The sequence below is a fragment of the Streptomyces sp. NPDC090088 genome, from assembly GCF_044747345.1.
Lineage (GTDB): Bacteria > Actinomycetota > Actinomycetes > Streptomycetales > Streptomycetaceae > Streptomyces.
The window spans coordinates 177,961-194,080 of sequence record NZ_JBIVDZ010000002.1; the positions used below are offsets into that span (position 1 = coordinate 177,961).

Consider the following 16,120-nt stretch of genomic DNA (forward strand, 5'->3'; position numbering starts at 1 on the left):
GTCATTGCCCTTGGCGTGGGCACTCCGGCGTATGCGGGTGACCCCGTCCTCGGCGGCGACGAGGGCAACATCCAGCCGACGCCGTCCAACTCCGGCTCCGGCTCCGGCTCCGGCTCCGGTGGTAGCTCCGGAACCGGAACCATCGGCGCCCACATCCAGGTCCGTCAGAGCAAGACCGGCGGCTCCTCCAGCTCCACCGCCAAAGCCACGTCCTCGAACGCGAACTGGAAGCCACCGGTCTGCTGGTACGAGCCGATGTACACGCCTGAGGAGTACGAGGAGTTCATCAAGTCCGCGTACAAGGGTGCGCAGGAGCCGGCGGCGAGTTATGCGAAGAAGCGGGAGGAAGAGGACTACCACAAGGGCGACAAGGGCCTGTGGTGGCAGGTGCAGTTCCGTGACGACGCTTACAACGAGGCCTGCCCCGTCACCCCCGACAACTGGGAGATCTGGGTCCCGCAGGCCCAGCCGAAGCAGGACCCGCACCAGCTCACCCCGCAGACGCTCTCCGAACTCGCCTACAACTCGACCAAGTTGCCCACCCCGCCGGTGGAGCTGAGCCCCAAGGGCGACCGGCTCGTCGTGAACCTCGGTACGAGGGTCAAGCTCGACGGCGACTTCGACCGCGTCTGGACGACCGCGAGCATCGACTACAAGGGCGTCCAGATGGCCGCGACCACCGTCGCGACGCCCGTGGCTCTGCGGATCGACGCGGGAACGGCGGACGCGGACCCGCAGACCTGTACGTACGACCTGGTCAAGGGCGACAAGGGGTACACGGTCGACAGCAAGGACGCGGGCTGCAACGTGACGTACCTGAGGTCGTCGGGGAGCGGCACCTATCCCTTCAAGGCCGCCATCACCTGGAAGGTGACCTGGACGGATTCCGCCGACCCCGACGGACCGGCGCAACAGCCGGGCCTGCCGGACGGGTTGTCCACGTTCGAGCAGGATGTGGCGGTCCATGAGATCCAGTCGGTGAACCGGTAGCGGACGCCGGCGGGCGGAGGCGCCCGGAGCGGCCGGGACCCGTCCTGTCGTGGCATGTGTCGGTCACATCGATGTGAGTGATTCGTGCAGGCCTCACGGGCGGCCGGTGAGGGGAGGGAGCGGGGGTGGGGTGTGACGTGGGCGTTCTGGATTCGCCCGCGCACAGTCCAGACCCCGCCGATGTCCCCCTATTCCCAACAGGCCCACCCCACCCCGCCGTTGCAGATCGCAACGACGATTTCGGTGAGGTCAAGGTGTTCGGGCGCGCCTTGAGGGGCTTATGGGTGACTGATACGGTGCGATCGCTTGACACTCGCCCTGCGGCACAGTAATCGGCCGAGTCGGGGTGGTTCGTGTGGAGTGTCCGCTTTCACGGTGCTGAGGGCGTTGACAGTGTTTCAGGGTTCTTGACAGACGAAGTCTGGTTGTAACGGGGAGCGGTTGCGTGAAGATCCAAGAGCGTACGGGGGCGGGCGCCGGTCGTTCCGCCGGTCCGGCTCAGCCTTCGGTCGGTGACCGGCTTCCCACCGCCCCCCGGGAGCGCAAGCCCGCGCTGGCCGCGCTGGCGGTGCTGCTGATCCTGCTCGGCGCGCTGGGCGCGACGACGCTCGTGCTGCAGGCCGGCAACCGGATCGAGGTCGTCAAGGTCACCGAGGAGATCCCCGCCGGGTCCTCGGTGACCAACAGCAACGTGACCTCCGTGATGGTCGCGGCCGACGACAGCATCAACTACGTCAGGTGGTCCCAGCTCGCCGACCTGAAGAAGCTGAAGGCCATCAACACCATCCCGGCCGGGGCCGTCGCCGTCGGCGAGATGTTCGGCAGCGGGAGCGGGCTGGCCACCGGTAAGGCCACCGTCGGACTGGCCCTCAAGGAAGGCCAGTATCCGAACGGCCTCAAGGTCGGCGACACGGTCGCCGCCTACCGCGTCGTCACCAACAACTCCTCCTCGACCAGCGGTTCCTCCTCCTCTTCCTCCTCCGCGGACGACAGCGGCTCGCTGATCGTGGGCCAGGCCAAGGTCACCTCCGTGCCGTCCCCCAAGAGCGGCGACCTCGTCAGCAGCACCAACTACGCCATCACGCTCGCCGTCGACACCGACAAGGCGGCGGACCTGGCCCAGGCCGCGTCCAACGGCCAGGTAGCCCTGGTCAGCGTCCCCGGCAACGGCAACTAGAAGGCGGCCGACACCCCATGGCGCTCATCGCAATCGCCGCCGACAAGGGTTCCCCCGGCGTCACCACCGCGGCCGTCGCGCTGGCCGCGGTCTGGCCGCGTCGCGTGCTGCTGGCCGAGGCCGACCCGGCCGGCGGCGACCTGGTCTACCGCAGTGCCGCCGCGCACGGCGGACCACTGAATCCGAACACCGGGATGCTGTCCATCGCGGCCACGGCCCGGCGCGGGCTCGTGCCCGATCAACTCTGGGACCATGTGCAGCCGTTGAGCGGCGGTCTTGAGGTGCTCGTCGGGCTCGGTATCGCCGAGCACGCCGCCGGGCTCGCGGGGCTGTGGCCCACCCTCGGGCACGCCTTCGCCTCCCTCGCCGACTCCCCGAACGCCCCCGCCGACGTCATCGCCGACTGCGGGCGGATCAGCGGCGACACCCCGGCCGTGGAGATGTTCCCGCACGCCGCGCTCGTCCTGCTGGTCTCGCGCACCGAGCCCGAGGCGCTCGCCCGGGTCCGGGACCGGGCCGGGGCCCTCGCGCAGAAGCTGCACGGCGGTCCGCGCGGCGCCGCCGCCCTCGCCACCCCGCTGATCGGTGTCGTCCTGATCGCCGACCCGGCCGGCTCCGGCAAGCTGGTCAACCAGGTCAACGACATGCTCGTACACGCCCAGACCGGTGCGCGGGTGGTGGGGACCATCGCCGATGATCCGTCCGGCGCCGACCAGTTGGCCGGCCGCAAGCGCGGGCGGCTCGACAAGTCCCTGCTCATCCGCTCGGCCCGCAAGGTCACCGCCGACCTCCACCAGCAGTACGGCGCCGCCTGGTCCGTACCGAACCAGGCGCCCCACGCGGGGGCCGGCCGATGACCGCTGTCGACCACCAGTTGGTCAAGCGGTTCCGGCAGGACGCCGGCGACCGTATCGCCGAGCAGCGCCGCCAGGACCAGGCGTCCGGTGTGACGCCGATGTCCACCGAGGACGAACGGCAGTACGCCCGCGCGGTCATAGCCCAGATTCTGGAGGAGAACGCCCGCGCGGAGATCAACGCCGGGCGGACCCCGCTGGACGCGGAGACCGAGGAGCAGTACGCCGCCGCCGTGCACGCCGCGCTGTTCGGCGTGGGGCGGCTGCAGCCGCTGCTCGACAACCCGGAGGTCGAGAACATCGACATCAACGGGTGCGACCAGGTCTTCGTGGGCTACAGCGACGGCCGTGAGGTCAAGGCGGACCCGGTCGCCGAGACCGACGAGGAGCTCATCGAGCTGATCCAGGTGCTCGGCGCGTACTCGGGGCTGTCGTCCCGCCCGTTCGACTCCGCCAATCCGCAACTCGACCTGCGGCTGCCCGACGGCTCCCGGCTCTCCGCCGTCATGGACGTCACCCGGCGGCCCGCGCTCTCCATCCGTCGCGCCCGCATGGGCAAGGTCTTCATCTCCGACCTGGTCGGCAACGGCACGCTGACGCCCGAGGTCGCGCACTTCATGGCCTGCGCCGTCCGGGCCCGCAAGAACATCATGATCGCGGGGGCCACGAACGCCGGCAAGACGACGCTGCTGCGTGCGCTCGCCAATGAAATCCCGCCGCACGAGCGGCTCATCACCGTGGAGCGGGCCCTGGAGCTCGGGCTCGACACCTTCCACGATCTGCATCCCAACGTGGTGGCGTTCGAGGAGCGGCTGCCCAACTCCGAGGGCCAGGGCACCATCAGCATGGCGGAGCTGGTCCGGCGGTCCCTGCGTATGAACCCCTCCCGGGTCATCGTCGGCGAGGTCCTCGGCGACGAGATCGTCACCATGCTGAACGCGATGTCGCAGGGCAACGACGGGTCGCTGTCGACCATCCACGCCAACAGCTCCAGCGAAGTCTTCAACCGCATCTCGACGTACGCGCTCCAGGCCTCCGAGCGGCTGCCCATCGAGGCCAGCCAGATGCTGATCGCGGGCGCGGTGAACTTCGTCGTCTTCATCCAGCGGCGCAACGACTACCAGACCGGCGGCCGGCTCCAGCGCATGGTCACCTCGGTCCGCGAGGTCAACGGCGTCGACGGCCGGGTGCTGTCCAGCGAGGTCTTCGCGGAGGCACACGACGGCCGGGTCGTACCGCATGCGCCCATAGCCTGCCTGGAGGACCTGATGGCCTACGGCTACCAGCCGCACGGGGCGTGGGGGTGACGTGACATGAACCTGGACTCCCTGGGCTCCATGGGCGGGCTCTTCTCCACGTCGGTCCTCATCGCCCTCGGCTGCGGTGTCGCCGTCGGCGGCGGACTCGCGCTGCTGATCCTGGCGATCCGCGGCCTGCCCGCCAAGCTCGACCACGAGAAGCAGAAGGCCAACGAACGGGCCGCCGAGCTGATCCGGTTCGCCGGTCAGCGCGGTTCCCTCGCGGCCATCATCGGGCTGGTCGTGCTGCTGCTGACCCGCTGGGCGGTGGCCGGCCTCGCCGCCGGTGTCCTCGTCTTCTTCTGGGACAAGCTGTTCGGCGGCGCCGCCGAGGAGCGGGCCGCGATGAAGCGTGTGGAGGCGCTGGCCTCCTGGACGGAGTCGCTGCGCGACACGATCGCCGGCGCGGTCGGCCTGGAGCAGGCCATCCCCGCCTCGGCGCGGGCCGCGGCCCCGATCCTGCGGCCGCACCTCGACGCCCTCGTCGACCGGCTGCGCGCCCGCACCCCGCTGCCCGACGCGCTCCAGCACCTCGCCGACGAGATCAACGACGCGTCCGCCGACATCATCGTCGCCGCGCTCATCCTCAACGCCCGGCTGCGCGGCCCCGGTCTGCGCCAGGTGCTCGGCGCGCTCGCCAAGTCGGCCCGTGAAGAGGTCGACATGCGCCAGCGCGTGATGGCCCAGCGGGCGTCCACCCGGCGGTCGGTGCAGATCGTCGTCGCCGTGTCGGTGGCGTTCGTGCTCGGCCTCGCCGTGTTCAACCGCGACTTCGTGTCGCCGTACGGCACCGCCGTCGGCCAGCTCGTACTCGCCCTGGTCTGCGGGCTGTTCGCCCTCGGCTTCTGGTGGCTGCGCAAGCTGTCCACCATCGAGACCCCGGAACGGTTCCTGGTCCGCGACCAGTCCTCCGTGCAGTTCGTACGACCGCCCCGCACCGCACCCGGCGCGCCGGGCGCACCAGGCGCTCCCGGCGCACCGGGCCAGCAACAGCTCCCCACCGAGGACGGGGCCCGCCGATGAACCTCACGATGCCGATCGTCGTCGGCGTGATCCTGGGGCTGGGCGTCTACGCCCTGATCCGCGCCCTGATGCCGTCCAAGCGCAGCGCGGTCGCGCAGGTCGCCCGGATCGACGCGATGCGGGCGCGCGGCGCCGCCTACGAGTCGGCCCGGCAGACGCGGGACACCGGCCGGCTCGGCTCGCTGCGGGCCGAGGTCGGCGACCGGGTCGCCGAGTTCTACCGGCAGCAGGGCTGGGAACAGCGCTCGCTCCGCGCCGACCTCGCGGTGCTCGACCGCAGCTGGGAGAAGTTCCTGGCGACCAAGGTGCTGCTCGCGGCGGCCGGCCTGATCTTCGGCCCGTTCCTGTTCGCCGTCGTCTACACCATGGGCTTCGGGCACAGCCCGGTCATCCCGGTCTGGCTCTCCCTGGCCTGCGCGGCCCTGTTCTTCTTCCTGCCCGACCTGGAGGTACGACGGGACGCGGCCGAGAAGCGCCGGGACCTCCGGCGGGTCATCGGGGCCTACCTCGACCTGGTGTCGATGAGCCTGGCCGGCGGCCGCGGCCTGCCCGAGGCCCTGATGGCGGCCGCCGAGGTCTCCGACGGCTGGGCCAACCAGCGCATCCGCAACGCCCTCTCCGACGCCCGGATCACCGGCGTCAGCCAGTGGCAGGCGCTCGGCGCGCTCGGCGAGGAACTGGGTGTGGAGGAACTGAAGGACCTGTCGGCCTCGCTGGCCCTGGTCGCGGACGACGGCGCCAAGGTCCGCGAGTCCCTCGCCTCCCGCGCCGAGACCATGCGCCACCGCGAACTCGCCGAGATCGAGGGCAGCGCGGGCGAGAAGTCCCAGTCGATGCTCGTCGCCCAGCTGCTGCTGTGCGCCGGCTTCCTGGTCTTCCTGATCTTCCCGGCGGCGATGCGGGTGTTCCAGGTGAGCTGATGTTCTGTGCCTCGGGACGAGGCGAGAAGAGCTGAGACGAGCTGATTCGAGAACCTTCGCCAACTGCTGTATCGAGAGGACAAGCCATCATGAACCGACGGAACTTCAGCACCGGGATCCCGGCCATGGACTTCCTGGTCACCTTCCTGCAGGCCCGCGTGGAGCGCGCCCGCTCCGGCGAACTCGACCGCGGTGCCTCCGCCGTCGAGTGGGTCATCATCTCGGCGGTCGTGGTCGCGATCGTCGGCGTGGTGGCGGCCATCATCAACGCCGCCCTGAGCGACGGCGCCAACAAGGTCGGCAACTGCATCAAGGGCGCCAACGCCAGCGGAACCTGCTGATCGACGACGTACGTACGACGGGGGTGACGGGGATGCTGGTGGGCGTGAGCAGAGGTCTGCGCGGCTGGGTACGCCGCCGGGCGGCCGCCGCGCGCGGCGACTCGGGCGGCTCGGGAGACTCGGGGATGACCGCCATCGAGTTCGTGCTGCTCACCCCCGTCCTCTTCTTCATGATCTTCGCGACGGTGCAGTTCGCGTTGTACTTCTTCGCCGACCACGTGGCCCAGGCGGCGGCCCAGGCCGGCGCCCGCAAGGCCCGTGCCACCGCCGACGCGGAGCCCGGCGCCTGGCGCGGCGAGGCCCAGGACGTGGTCGACTCCTACATCAGCCAGCTCGGGCCGCAACTGGTCCTGTCGCCCGACGTGAAGACGATCCAGCCGGAGCAGAACACGGTCGGCGTCGAGATCTCGGCCCGCATCCCGACGGTTTTCCCGGGCCTGGACCTGACGGTGCACGCGCAGTCGTCGGGGCCGGTGGAGCGGTTCGTGGAGGATACGAACTAGATGTCCTCCCCGCGGAACGCCTCTCAGGCAAGAACTCCGGACGACCGGGGGCTGTCGACCATCGAGGTCGTCATCCTCGCCCCGGTCATGATCCTGTTCATCCTCGTCCTGGTCGCCTTCGGCCAACTCGTCGACGGGCGGGGCGCGATCGACGGTGCCGCGCGGGACGCGGCGCGCGCCGGGTCCATCCAGAAGGACCACGCCACGGCCATGTCGGAAGCGCAGAAGGCCGCCGATGCGGACCTGTCGGACGTCTGCTCCGGCCCGGTCTCCGTCGTACAGACCAGCCAGGGCTTCGAACCCGACAGCATCTTCACGGTCGAGGTGAGCTGCGAGGTGCGCGGTCTGGCCATGCTGGGCCTGGACATCCCGACGACGCTCACCGCGAGCTTCTCCTCACCGCTCGACCCGTTCCGGAGGGCCGCATGAGCCTTGCCGTGCTGCGTACTTGGTGGGCCGCGCGCCGGCTCCGTCTCGACGACCGGGGCTCGGGCGCCGGCGCGGTCATCATCTTCGCGCTGGTCTTCCTCTCCCTCTCCGCCTTCGTCATCGACGGCGGCCTGTCCATCTCCAAGCGCGAACGGGCCGCCGACATCGCGGAACAGGCCGCGCGTTACGCGGCGCAGGACATCGACACGGCCGCGCTCTACGAGGGGCAGGGCGGCGCGCCCATCAACTACCAGGACTGCGACGCCCGGGTGAAGACCTTCGCCCGCGAGATGGACATGTCCACCGCCGACATCGCCGGCACCCACTGTGTCGCCGCCGACCCTCAACGGGTGCAGGTCGAGGTCCAGTTGACGTACCAGCCGGTCCTCACGGGCATGTTCTACGGCGGTGCGATCGTGGTGCACGGGCAGGCGACCGCCGAGAACGAGGTCGGCTGAGGGTCACCCGTCCTTCTCCGAGGCGTGGTCCCGCTGTGCCGGGATCCGCGCGTCGGACTCGGACTCGGCTCCTCTGCCGCCTTTGCTCTTGCGGCCGTGGCCGTGGCCGTGGCCGTCGGTGTCGCTCGGCGGGGGCGGGGGCGGGCAGTCGTCGTCCGGCGGGGTGACCGGGTCGGTCGGCTCGGCGGGCGGGGTGTCCACGGGAGCCGGATCGGTGGGCTCGGCGGGCGGAGTGGGGTCCGCCGACTCTGCCGGGGGCGACGGAGGGGCCGGTTCGGTGGGTTCCGCCGGGGGAGTGGGATCCACGGGCTGCGACGGCGATGGTGACGGCGACGGCCCGGTCGTCTCGGGCGGCGCCGCGGTGCCGCCCCCGCCACCCGTGGAGGCACTTCCGCCGGGGACCGGCGTGGCCCCGGTCGTCTCCGACGGCCCGGACCCGACCGTACGCACCGGACCGGCCGCGCCCTCGGCCGTCCCCGCGCCGTCGCTCCCCTCCGCGACCGCCGCCGGCTCCGTCGTGGGGACGTCCGTCGGCACCGCCGGTGTCCCGGCCACCGGCACCTGGGCCACCGGCGCGTCCGCGACCGGAGTCCGCTGGGCGGGGACCGAGGAGGACCGGCCCGGGCCGAGGATGAGCACCAGCGCCGCCACGCCGACCACCATGGCGCCCGCCGCGACCACCACGGGCGCCTTCGTACCGCCGACGGTGGTGGCCCGCCGTACACCGTGCAGCAGCCCGCCTCCGCCGCCGCCCGCGCCGGCGTGCGCGCCCGCCGAGGCCCCGGCGGCCGTCAGGGTCAGCAGGAACTTCCCCGCCGCCCCGCCGACCGCGAACACCAGCAGGGCGGGACCGACCAGCGCGGGCAACCGGTCGTTGGCGCTCATCAGGGCCGCGAGCCGGGTCCGGCAGTCCTCGCAGGTGTCGACATGGCCGAGCAGCCGGTCGGACTGACGCTCCGTCGCGGCGCCGCGCACATACGCGGGCATCCGGCTCCAGTGGACCTGGCAGGCGGGATCGTCCGGGGCGCCGGTCTGGGTGCGCAGGAAGGCCTGCCGCATGCCCTCGCGGGCGCGGTGCAGGAGTACGGCGGTGGCGCCCTCCTTGGTGCCCAGCTGCGGCCCGATCTGCGCGAGCGGCTGTCCCTCCGCCTCCGCCAGCCACAGCGCCTTGACCCAGCGTTCGGGGAGTTGGGCCAGCACGCGCACGAGGAGGTCGACCGAGGAGACCTGCTCGGCGGGGTCGTCCCCGTGGCGGCCGGCCTCGGCGGGCTCGTCCTCGTGCGGATCCCGGGGCATCTCGCGGGGCGCCCCGCTCGCCGCGTACGCGAGATGCCGGACCGTCGTCGTCAGGTACGCCGACACGTTGTCGATCTCGTGTCCCTCGGCCAGCCGCCGCCACACCCTGAAGTGCGCCTCGGCGACCAGGTCTTCGGCGAGCCAGGCGTTCCTGGTGAGGGAGCGGGCGTACGCGACGAGACGCGGCTGCTGTTCCTCGTAGATCCGGGCGTAGGCGGTGGTGCTGATCACTGCAGAGGAACCGTCGTGCATGGCGGAACGCTCCAGTTGCCGGGCGTGGGGCGGGGAAAGGGTTTGTCAGGGTAGATGGCAAAACTTTCAAGCACAGTTTCAAGGGCATCAAGAAGTGACACAAGTCACTCAACTCGCGTGCGTTTCCCGCGTAATCAACCGGCCGCCGACTGCTCTCACTTATGCGACCACGCGCACGACCACTCGTATGACCACGCGCACGACCACCTGTAGGACCGCACCCCGGGAGAAGACCCGTGCCCATCACGCTCGAGCAGCCCACCGGCGCCCGCCTGCTCACCGCCGACGAGCAGGAGGTGGCGGTCCCCGCGACCCTCCGCTACACCTCGGCCGACCCGCAGGCCGTGCACTTCGTCTTCCCGCCGTGGATCTCCCTGGACGGCGAGGAGGTCACCTGGACCTTCGCGCGGGCCCTGCTGGAGGAGGGTCTGGAGACCCCCGCCGCCCTCGGCAACGTGCAGGTGCGGCCGTACGGCCCCTCGCGCACGGTCGTCGAACTCCGCGCGGAGGAAGGGGTGGCGGCGATCAGCTTCCCCACGTCGGTCCTCGCCCGTTTCCTGCTGTCGTCGCTGCGGGTCGGCGGCTGACGGGCGTGCGGGGGAGTGTGCGGAGTGTGTGGAGGGGTGGTGTGCGCGCCCGGCGGGACAACTCCTGTCATTCGGGTGTCCATTCGCGAAAGGGGGCAATCGGGGCGGCTGTTGGCCGCTCTCCCCTTCGACGCTGTCAGTCCCAGTCAATAGGATCGTCGGTGGGGGCTCGGTAGGCTCGTTGCGCCCCCGGCCCACCTCCTCCCCACACGACCCAGGACACCCGCCATGGCGCGACGCAGCACATCAAGCTCGACGGGAAGACCGGCGGGGAACCCGTCGGGTCCGCGGAACCGGACCCCGCAGCCGGTGCGGCTGCGTCGGCGTACGTTCGGGGACTTCGTCAAGGCGTTCCTCGCCTTCGTGGCGCTGCTCCTGCTCGTCGTCGGTGTCCCCGGCGCCCTCGCGGTCACCGTCGGCTGGCCCCTGCCGACCAGCGCGCCCAGCATGGACTGGCTGTCGCAGCCGATCGGCGTCGACACCTTCCTCAACACGCTGACGGTCATCGTCTGGCTGGCCTGGGCCCAGTTCACGGCCTGTGTGCTGGTCGAGGTCAAGGCGGCCCTCTCCGGCGTCGGCCTGCCCAGCCGGGTCCCCGGCGCCGGCCCCAGCCAGCTGCTCGCCCGGCAACTCGTCGCCGCGCTGCTGCTCCTCGGCGCCACCGCCGCCAGCTTCACCCCCGGCCTCTCGCAGCTCGGCCACAGCCTGGAGGGCAACCAGAAGGGCACGGTGGCCACCGCCCAGGCGACCCCCGGCATCCTCGCCCAGCAGCAGGAGCAGGCGAAGAGCACCGCCGCCGCCCTCGCCGAACAGGCCGGCCATGTCGCGGCCCAGGCGGAGCAGAGCGGCACCGGCGCGCACGGTGCGACGAAGTACTACCGGATCCAGCCGCCCGAGGGCCGCCACCACGACTCCCTGTGGGAGATAGCGCAGCGCCACCTCGGCGACGGCCGCCGGTACAAGGAGATCTACGAGCTCAACAAGGACCGCGTCCAGCCCGACGGCTCCCGGCTCTCCGAGGCCAGCCTCATCCGCCCCGGCTGGATCATGGAGATGCCCGGCGACGCCCACGGCGGCGAACTCGTCGAGAACCCCGACGCGCATGTCTCGCCGCACGTCCAGCAGCAGATCAGCGACTACGCCCGGACCGGCGACCACGCCCAGCGGCAGGGCGGGCAGCACGCGGGCGGGGACGGCGCCACCGCCCAGATCACCGTGCCCGCCCAGCGCCCCGCGGGCGACGGCGGTACGGCCGCGCACGCCCACGAAGCCGCCCACCAGACCTCCGGCGACTCCTCCTTCGGGCTGCCCGAGGCCCTCCTCGGCGCCCCCCTGCTCGCCGCCGGCCTGCTCGCCGCCCTCGGCCGCCGGCGCCGGCAGGCCCTGTGGCAGTCGGCACTCGGCGCCGTCGGCGGCCGTCGCGGCATGGAGCCGCCCACCCCGACCGGCGACGCCCAGGACGTCCAGGACGCCCTGCTGGTGGGCGCCGACCCGGAGGGCGTACGACTGCTCGACCGGTCGCTGCGCGGACTGGCCGCCGCCCTCGCCGCCGAGTCCCGGCACCTGCCCGTCGTCTACGCGGCCTGGCTCAGCCACGGCGATCTGCACCTCCAGCTCGCCCAGCCGTCCGGGAACCCGCCGGCGCCCTGGCAGCCCGGCCAGGACCCCACGTTCTGGACGCTGTCCCGCGCGGACGCCGCCCGCTACGAGGACACCGACACCGCCGCGCCGTACCCCGGCCTGGTCAGCCTCGGCACCATGGACGACTCACGGCTGCTGCTCAACCTGGAGGCCGTGCCCGGCATCGTCTCGCTGAGCGGCCGCGAGGCCGACCGGGCCGCCCTGTTCGCCTCGGTCGCCGCCGAACTCGCCACCAACGGCTGGTCGGACCGGATGACCATCACCCTCGTCGGCTTCGGCGCCGACCTCACCCCGCTCGCCCCGAACCGGCTGCGCCATCTCGACGACGTGGACGCGCTGTTCGAGACGATGGAGGCGGAGACCCGGCAGCGGCGCGGCGCGCTCGGCGCCGCCGGCCACGACTCGGTCCTCGTCGGCCGCACCGGCCCGGCCCAGCACACCCGTTGGGCTCCGCACCTGGTGCTGCTCGCCGGCCGGCCGTCCGCCGAGGACGCGCTGCGGCTCGCCGAACTCGCGGCCGACGCAAGCCGGCTGGGCATCGGCTACCTGGTCGGCACCGACACCGGCGACCTGCCCGGCGCCGCCTGGGCGATGGAGGTCACCCCGGAGGGCAAGCTCCTCGCCCCGCTCCTCGGCCTCGAACTCGACGCCCAGCTGCTGCCGGCCGTGCAGCAGCGCGCGGTCGTCGAGCTGTTCGTCGAGGCCGACCCCGAGCGCGACCCGGACGGGCCGACCAACGCGCCGCCGTTCCTCGTCGACATCAGCGAACAGGGCCGGCCGGCGGTGTACGCGCGGCTCGTCGGACCGTACGAGATCATCGGCCTCGACACCCCCGACGGCGAGCGCAGCGCCCTGCTCCACGAGGCCCTCGCCCTGCTCCTCCTGCACCGCGAGGGCGTGCACCCGCGCGTGCTGTCGTCCGCGCTGTGGCCGCGCGGGGTGACGGAGGACGTCCGTGACGCCCTCCTGGAGCGGCTGCGCGGCTGGCTGGGCACCGACCCCGACGGCAGCCCGCGGCTGCGGACCGACGCGACCGGCCGGCTCGTGCTCGCCAAGACCGTCGTCTCCGACCTGGACGTGCTGCGCTCCCTCTACCACGAGGCCACCCAGGGCAAGGGCGTCGACAGCCGCGCGGTCCGCGGCCGGCTTCTCACGGACGCGCTCGTCCTGGTCCGCGGTCCGCTGCTCGCCGACCGCGCGGAGGGCCGCTACCGCTGGCTCACCCACGAGATCATCGACGCCCAGCTGCCGCTCCTCGTCGCCGACATCGGCCTCGCCCTCTCCGCGTTCCACCTGGAGAAGGACCGTGCGGAGAAGGCGATCGAGGCGCTCGGCGCGGCCTTGAAGACCGCCGCGGCGGACGAGCGCCTCTGGAACGAGCTGCTGCGCGCCACGCACGCCACCGGCGACCCCGACCGGGTCCGCGCCCTCGCCGCCGACCTCATCGCCCGCAGCGGTGCCCGTGGCCTGCCCCCGCGCACCGAGGCCCTCCTCGACGAACTCCTCCCGACCTGGCGCGACGGCGCCGCCGCGACGGGATGACCGCCCTGGACGCCCTGGACCTCGCCCTGCCCGTCACCGCCGCCCTCTGGGGCGCGGCGACGGGCACCCTCCTGCCCCGCGCCGCCTACCGCTTCTCCACCCCGGCGGGCGAGCCCTGGCACACCCACTGCCCCACCGGCCACCCCCTCCGAAGCTGGCTCGGCCCCACCCCCTGCCCCGCCTGCCCAACCCCCACCCCAACCGAGGGCCCGACACCCACCGAACCCGCAGCCCCCGCCGACGCACCCACCGTCCCCGCACCCGCCGCCGACGAATCCGCTGCTCCCGCCGACGGCGAACCCGCAGCCGACGTCGCCGCACCCGCTGCCCCCACCGCCGCACCCGCCCCCGCCGCACCCGCCCCCGCCACCGCCGAACCCGCAGCCGCCGACGGCGAGGACGCCCCACAGGGGCCACCCGCACCCGACGACGAAAGTCGCACGGGTGGTGCGGGCGGGAAAACAAAAACAGCAACCCCCCACCACCCCGCACCCGCCACTCTCGCCCTGACCACCGCCCTGACCTGCACCGCCCTCGCCCTCGCCACCGGCCCCCGCCCCGAACTCGCCGTCTGGCTCCTCCTCGCCCCCGTCGGCGTACTCCTCGCGGTCGTCGACTTCCGCGTCCAGCGCCTCCCCGACCCCCTCACCCTCCCCCTCGCGGCCGCCGCCCTCGCCCTCCTCGGCCTGGCCGCCCTGCTCCCCGAGCACGCCGGCCACTGGCGCACCTCCCTCTACGCGGCCCTCGCCCTCGGCGCCGGCTACTTCCTGCTCTTCCTCATCAACCCCGGCGGCATGGGCTTCGGCGACGTGAAGCTCGCCCTCGGCACCGGCGCCGCCCTCGGCTGGTACGGCTGGCCCACCGTGCTGCTCGGCACCTTCGCCGGGTTCCTGCTCGGCGCCCTGTACGGCGGCGCGCTCGTCGTCGTACGGCGGGCCGGGCGCAAGACGGCGATCGCGTTCGGGCCGTTCCTGATCGCGGGCGCCTTCGCGGGTCTGCTGGTCGGCGCGTACACAGCCTGAGGTCAGGCGGCGACAGGCCCTGGCGTAGGCTGGTTCGGTCCGCCCACAACCCCTGCCGAAAGGGACGCCCCGGTGACCGAGAAGGCCGACCTCCAGTCCGTTCTCGACCGTGCCGCCGCCGGTGGGCGGATCACCCCGGAAGAGGCGCTCGACCTCTACCGCGACGCGCCCCTGCACGCGCTGGGCGCCGCCGCCGACGCCGTACGCCGCCGCAGGTACGCCGGTACCGAGCACATCGCGACGTACATCATCGAGCGGAACATCAACTACACGAACGTATGCGTCACGGCGTGCAAGTTCTGCGCCTTCTACGCGGCCCCCAAGGACAAGGACAAGGGCTGGACCCGCGACCTCGACGACATCCTGCGCCGCTGCGCGGAGACGGTCGAGCTGGGCGGCACCCAGATCATGTTCCAGGGCGGCCACCACCCCGACTTCGGCGTCGAGTACTACGAGAAGCACTTCAAGGCGATCAAGGACGCGTTCCCGCAGCTGGTCATCCACTCCCTCGGCGCGTCCGAGGTCGAGCACATGGCCCGGATCTCCGGGGTCTCCGTCGAGGAGGCCATCACCCGGATCCACGAGGCCGGCCTGGACTCCTTCGCGGGTGCCGGCGCGGAGCTCCTCCCCGCACGCCCTCGCAAGGCCATCGCGCCCCTCAAGGAGAGCGGCGAGCGCTGGCTGGAGATCATGGAGACGGCCCACAAGCTGGGCGTCGAGTCCACCTCGACCATGCTCATGGGCACCGGCGAGACCAACGCCGAGCGCATCGAGCACCTGCGCATGATCCGGGACGTCCAGGACCGCACCGGCGGCTTCCGGGCCTTCATCCCGTACACGTACCAGCCCGAGAACAACCACCTGAAGGGCCGCACGCAGGCCACGCTCTTCGAGTACCTGCGGATGATCGCGATCGCGCGGATCTTCATGGACAACATCGCCCACATCCAGGGCTCCTGGCTGACGACGGGCAAGGAGGTCGGCCAGCTCTCGCTCCACTACGGCGCGGACGACCTCGGCTCGATCATGCTGGAGGAGAACGTCGTCTCCTCGGCCGGCGCCAAGCACCGCTCCAACCGCCTGGAGATCATCGACCTGATCCGCAAGGCGGACCGGGTCCCGGCGCAGCGCGCCACCACATACGAGCACCTCGTCGTCCACGACGACCCGGCGAACGACCCGGTCGACGAGCGCGTGATGTCCCACATCTCGTCCACGGCGATCGAGGGCGGCACGGCCCACCCGGAGTTGAAGCTCCTCGCCTCCAACTGATCTGCCCGTGGAGACGATTCACACGGCGGACCGGGTCTTCGTCACCTGGGCCGCCGAGCCGATCGAGAACGGCGCCGTGGTGGTCGTACGGGACCGGATCGGCGCCGTCGGCACCTACGACGACCTCCGCGCCCGCTTCCCCCAGGCGCGCCTGCGCACCTGGCCGGGCGGCCTCGGCCCCGCCCGCGTCCACGACGGTCCCCTCCCGGACGCCCCCAGCCCGCGCGAACGCGTCCACGCCGTACTGAAACTGGGGGCGACAGCGATTCTGGACCAGCACGCCGACTCACCCGAACTACGAGCGGCAGCGGAACGCAACGACGTGGTGGTGCTGCCGGGCACGGCCCGGAAGCCTGCGATCGTGCAGGCGGGCCGGGCCGATTTGGCGGTCTTCGACGAGACGGGGGCGTGCATCGCGACGGTGTGCGCTGGGCGCCTTGTTCATAGACGCAAGTAGTGAGCGCCCCGATAGGGGCGCGGGGCTGTATCCGATGTGCGGCTCCGCCGCGTGGGCG

General features: G+C 72.2%; 16 protein-coding genes. 15 read left to right on the forward strand and 1 reads right to left on the reverse strand.

Going from position 1 to position 16,120, the window contains the following annotated elements; all coding sequences use genetic code 11:
* Nucleotides 1-15: 15 nt before the first annotated feature.
* The 10 genes from ACIPSJ_RS09445 (at nt 16) to ACIPSJ_RS09490 (ending at nt 7,993) form a co-directional block, all read left to right on the forward strand.
* Nucleotides 16-990 (forward strand): hypothetical protein, encoded by a 975-nt coding sequence (locus ACIPSJ_RS09445; RefSeq protein WP_401344834.1) that lies wholly within the window; start codon nt 16-18, stop codon nt 988-990.
* Nucleotides 991-1,435: 445 nt separating this feature from the next.
* Nucleotides 1,436-2,167 (forward strand): hypothetical protein, encoded by a 732-nt coding sequence (locus ACIPSJ_RS09450; protein WP_359210254.1) that lies wholly within the window; start codon nt 1,436-1,438, stop codon nt 2,165-2,167.
* A 17-nt stretch (nt 2,168-2,184) separates the two neighbouring features.
* Nucleotides 2,185-3,024: a hypothetical protein gene (locus ACIPSJ_RS09455; RefSeq protein ID WP_355709665.1), complete on the forward strand. Its 840-nt coding sequence runs from the start codon at nt 2,185-2,187 to the stop codon at nt 3,022-3,024.
* The gene (locus ACIPSJ_RS09460) at nt 3,021-4,328 is read left to right on the forward strand and encodes a CpaF family protein (protein WP_401344837.1); all 1,308 of its coding nucleotides are present in this window, start codon (nt 3,021-3,023) and stop codon (nt 4,326-4,328) included. Before ACIPSJ_RS09455 ends, ACIPSJ_RS09460 begins: the two co-directional genes overlap by 4 nt.
* Nucleotides 4,329-4,334: 6 nt before the next feature.
* Nucleotides 4,335-5,342, forward strand: a complete 1,008-nt coding sequence (locus tag ACIPSJ_RS09465) for a type II secretion system F family protein (RefSeq protein WP_401344839.1) — start codon at nt 4,335-4,337, stop codon at nt 5,340-5,342.
* On the forward strand, nt 5,339-6,262 hold the full coding sequence (locus ACIPSJ_RS09470; RefSeq protein WP_359210263.1) for a type II secretion system F family protein: 924 nt from the start codon (nt 5,339-5,341) through the stop codon (nt 6,260-6,262). Before ACIPSJ_RS09465 ends, ACIPSJ_RS09470 begins: the two co-directional genes overlap by 4 nt.
* Nucleotides 6,263-6,351: 89 nt before the next feature.
* Nucleotides 6,352-6,603, forward strand: coding sequence for a hypothetical protein (locus ACIPSJ_RS09475; RefSeq protein ID WP_355709657.1), 252 nt, complete (start codon nt 6,352-6,354; stop codon nt 6,601-6,603).
* A gap of 32 nt (nt 6,604-6,635) precedes the next feature.
* The gene (locus tag ACIPSJ_RS09480) at nt 6,636-7,106 is read left to right on the forward strand and encodes a TadE family protein (RefSeq protein WP_393538199.1); all 471 of its coding nucleotides are present in this window, start codon (nt 6,636-6,638) and stop codon (nt 7,104-7,106) included.
* On the forward strand, nt 7,107-7,535 hold the full coding sequence (locus tag ACIPSJ_RS09485; protein WP_359210266.1) for a TadE/TadG family type IV pilus assembly protein: 429 nt from the start codon (nt 7,107-7,109) through the stop codon (nt 7,533-7,535).
* The gene (locus tag ACIPSJ_RS09490) at nt 7,532-7,993 is read left to right on the forward strand and encodes a pilus assembly protein TadG-related protein (RefSeq protein ID WP_359210267.1); all 462 of its coding nucleotides are present in this window, start codon (nt 7,532-7,534) and stop codon (nt 7,991-7,993) included. Before ACIPSJ_RS09485 ends, ACIPSJ_RS09490 begins: the two co-directional genes overlap by 4 nt.
* A gap of 3 nt (nt 7,994-7,996) precedes the next feature.
* Here the strand turns inward: ACIPSJ_RS09490 and ACIPSJ_RS09495 are convergent, their stop codons facing one another.
* Nucleotides 7,997-9,541: a sigma-70 family RNA polymerase sigma factor gene (locus ACIPSJ_RS09495; RefSeq protein WP_401344843.1), complete on the reverse strand. Its 1,545-nt coding sequence runs from the start codon at nt 9,539-9,541 to the stop codon at nt 7,997-7,999.
* 236 nt (nt 9,542-9,777) lie between these two features.
* On the opposite strand from ACIPSJ_RS09495, the gene ACIPSJ_RS09500 reads away from it, so the two are divergent.
* The 5 genes from ACIPSJ_RS09500 to ACIPSJ_RS09520 all read left to right on the forward strand — a co-directional run bounded on the left by ACIPSJ_RS09500 (nt 9,778) and on the right by ACIPSJ_RS09520 (nt 16,062).
* Nucleotides 9,778-10,128, forward strand: coding sequence for an SsgA family sporulation/cell division regulator (locus ACIPSJ_RS09500; RefSeq protein WP_359210273.1), 351 nt, complete (start codon nt 9,778-9,780; stop codon nt 10,126-10,128).
* A gap of 228 nt (nt 10,129-10,356) precedes the next feature.
* On the forward strand, nt 10,357-13,311 hold the full coding sequence (locus ACIPSJ_RS09505; protein WP_401344845.1) for a hypothetical protein: 2,955 nt from the start codon (nt 10,357-10,359) through the stop codon (nt 13,309-13,311).
* On the forward strand, nt 13,308-14,333 hold the full coding sequence (locus ACIPSJ_RS09510) for a prepilin peptidase (RefSeq protein WP_401344847.1): 1,026 nt from the start codon (nt 13,308-13,310) through the stop codon (nt 14,331-14,333). Before ACIPSJ_RS09505 ends, ACIPSJ_RS09510 begins: the two co-directional genes overlap by 4 nt.
* 72 nt (nt 14,334-14,405) lie before the next feature.
* Nucleotides 14,406-15,605, forward strand: a complete 1,200-nt coding sequence (mqnC, locus tag ACIPSJ_RS09515; protein WP_359210281.1) for a cyclic dehypoxanthinyl futalosine synthase — start codon at nt 14,406-14,408, stop codon at nt 15,603-15,605.
* Between the two features lie 7 nt (nt 15,606-15,612).
* On the forward strand, nt 15,613-16,062 hold the full coding sequence (locus tag ACIPSJ_RS09520) for an imidazolonepropionase-like domain-containing protein (RefSeq protein WP_401344849.1): 450 nt from the start codon (nt 15,613-15,615) through the stop codon (nt 16,060-16,062).
* Nucleotides 16,063-16,120: the final 58 nt, after the last annotated feature.

What these genes read in the sequence shown, in the direction of transcription:
- ACIPSJ_RS09455 (WP_355709665.1), top strand. Translation starts at nt 2,185, where the DNA reads ATGGCGCTCATCGCAATCGCCGCCGACAAGGGTTCCCCCGGCGTCACC.
- ACIPSJ_RS09460 (WP_401344837.1), top strand. Translation starts at nt 3,021, where the DNA reads ATGACCGCTGTCGACCACCAGTTGGTCAAGCGGTTCCGGCAGGACGCC.
- ACIPSJ_RS09465 (WP_401344839.1), top strand. Translation starts at nt 4,335, where the DNA reads ATGAACCTGGACTCCCTGGGCTCCATGGGCGGGCTCTTCTCCACGTCG.
- ACIPSJ_RS09470 (WP_359210263.1), top strand. Translation starts at nt 5,339, where the DNA reads ATGAACCTCACGATGCCGATCGTCGTCGGCGTGATCCTGGGGCTGGGC.
- ACIPSJ_RS09475 (WP_355709657.1), top strand. Translation starts at nt 6,352, where the DNA reads ATGAACCGACGGAACTTCAGCACCGGGATCCCGGCCATGGACTTCCTG.
- ACIPSJ_RS09480 (WP_393538199.1), top strand. Translation starts at nt 6,636, where the DNA reads ATGCTGGTGGGCGTGAGCAGAGGTCTGCGCGGCTGGGTACGCCGCCGG.
- ACIPSJ_RS09485 (WP_359210266.1), top strand. Translation starts at nt 7,107, where the DNA reads ATGTCCTCCCCGCGGAACGCCTCTCAGGCAAGAACTCCGGACGACCGG.
- ACIPSJ_RS09490 (WP_359210267.1), top strand. Translation starts at nt 7,532, where the DNA reads ATGAGCCTTGCCGTGCTGCGTACTTGGTGGGCCGCGCGCCGGCTCCGT.
- ACIPSJ_RS09495 (WP_401344843.1), bottom strand. Translation starts at nt 9,541, where the DNA reads ATGCACGACGGTTCCTCTGCAGTGATCAGCACCACCGCCTACGCCCGG.
- ACIPSJ_RS09505 (WP_401344845.1), top strand. Translation starts at nt 10,357, where the DNA reads ATGGCGCGACGCAGCACATCAAGCTCGACGGGAAGACCGGCGGGGAAC.
- ACIPSJ_RS09510 (WP_401344847.1), top strand. Translation starts at nt 13,308, where the DNA reads ATGACCGCCCTGGACGCCCTGGACCTCGCCCTGCCCGTCACCGCCGCC.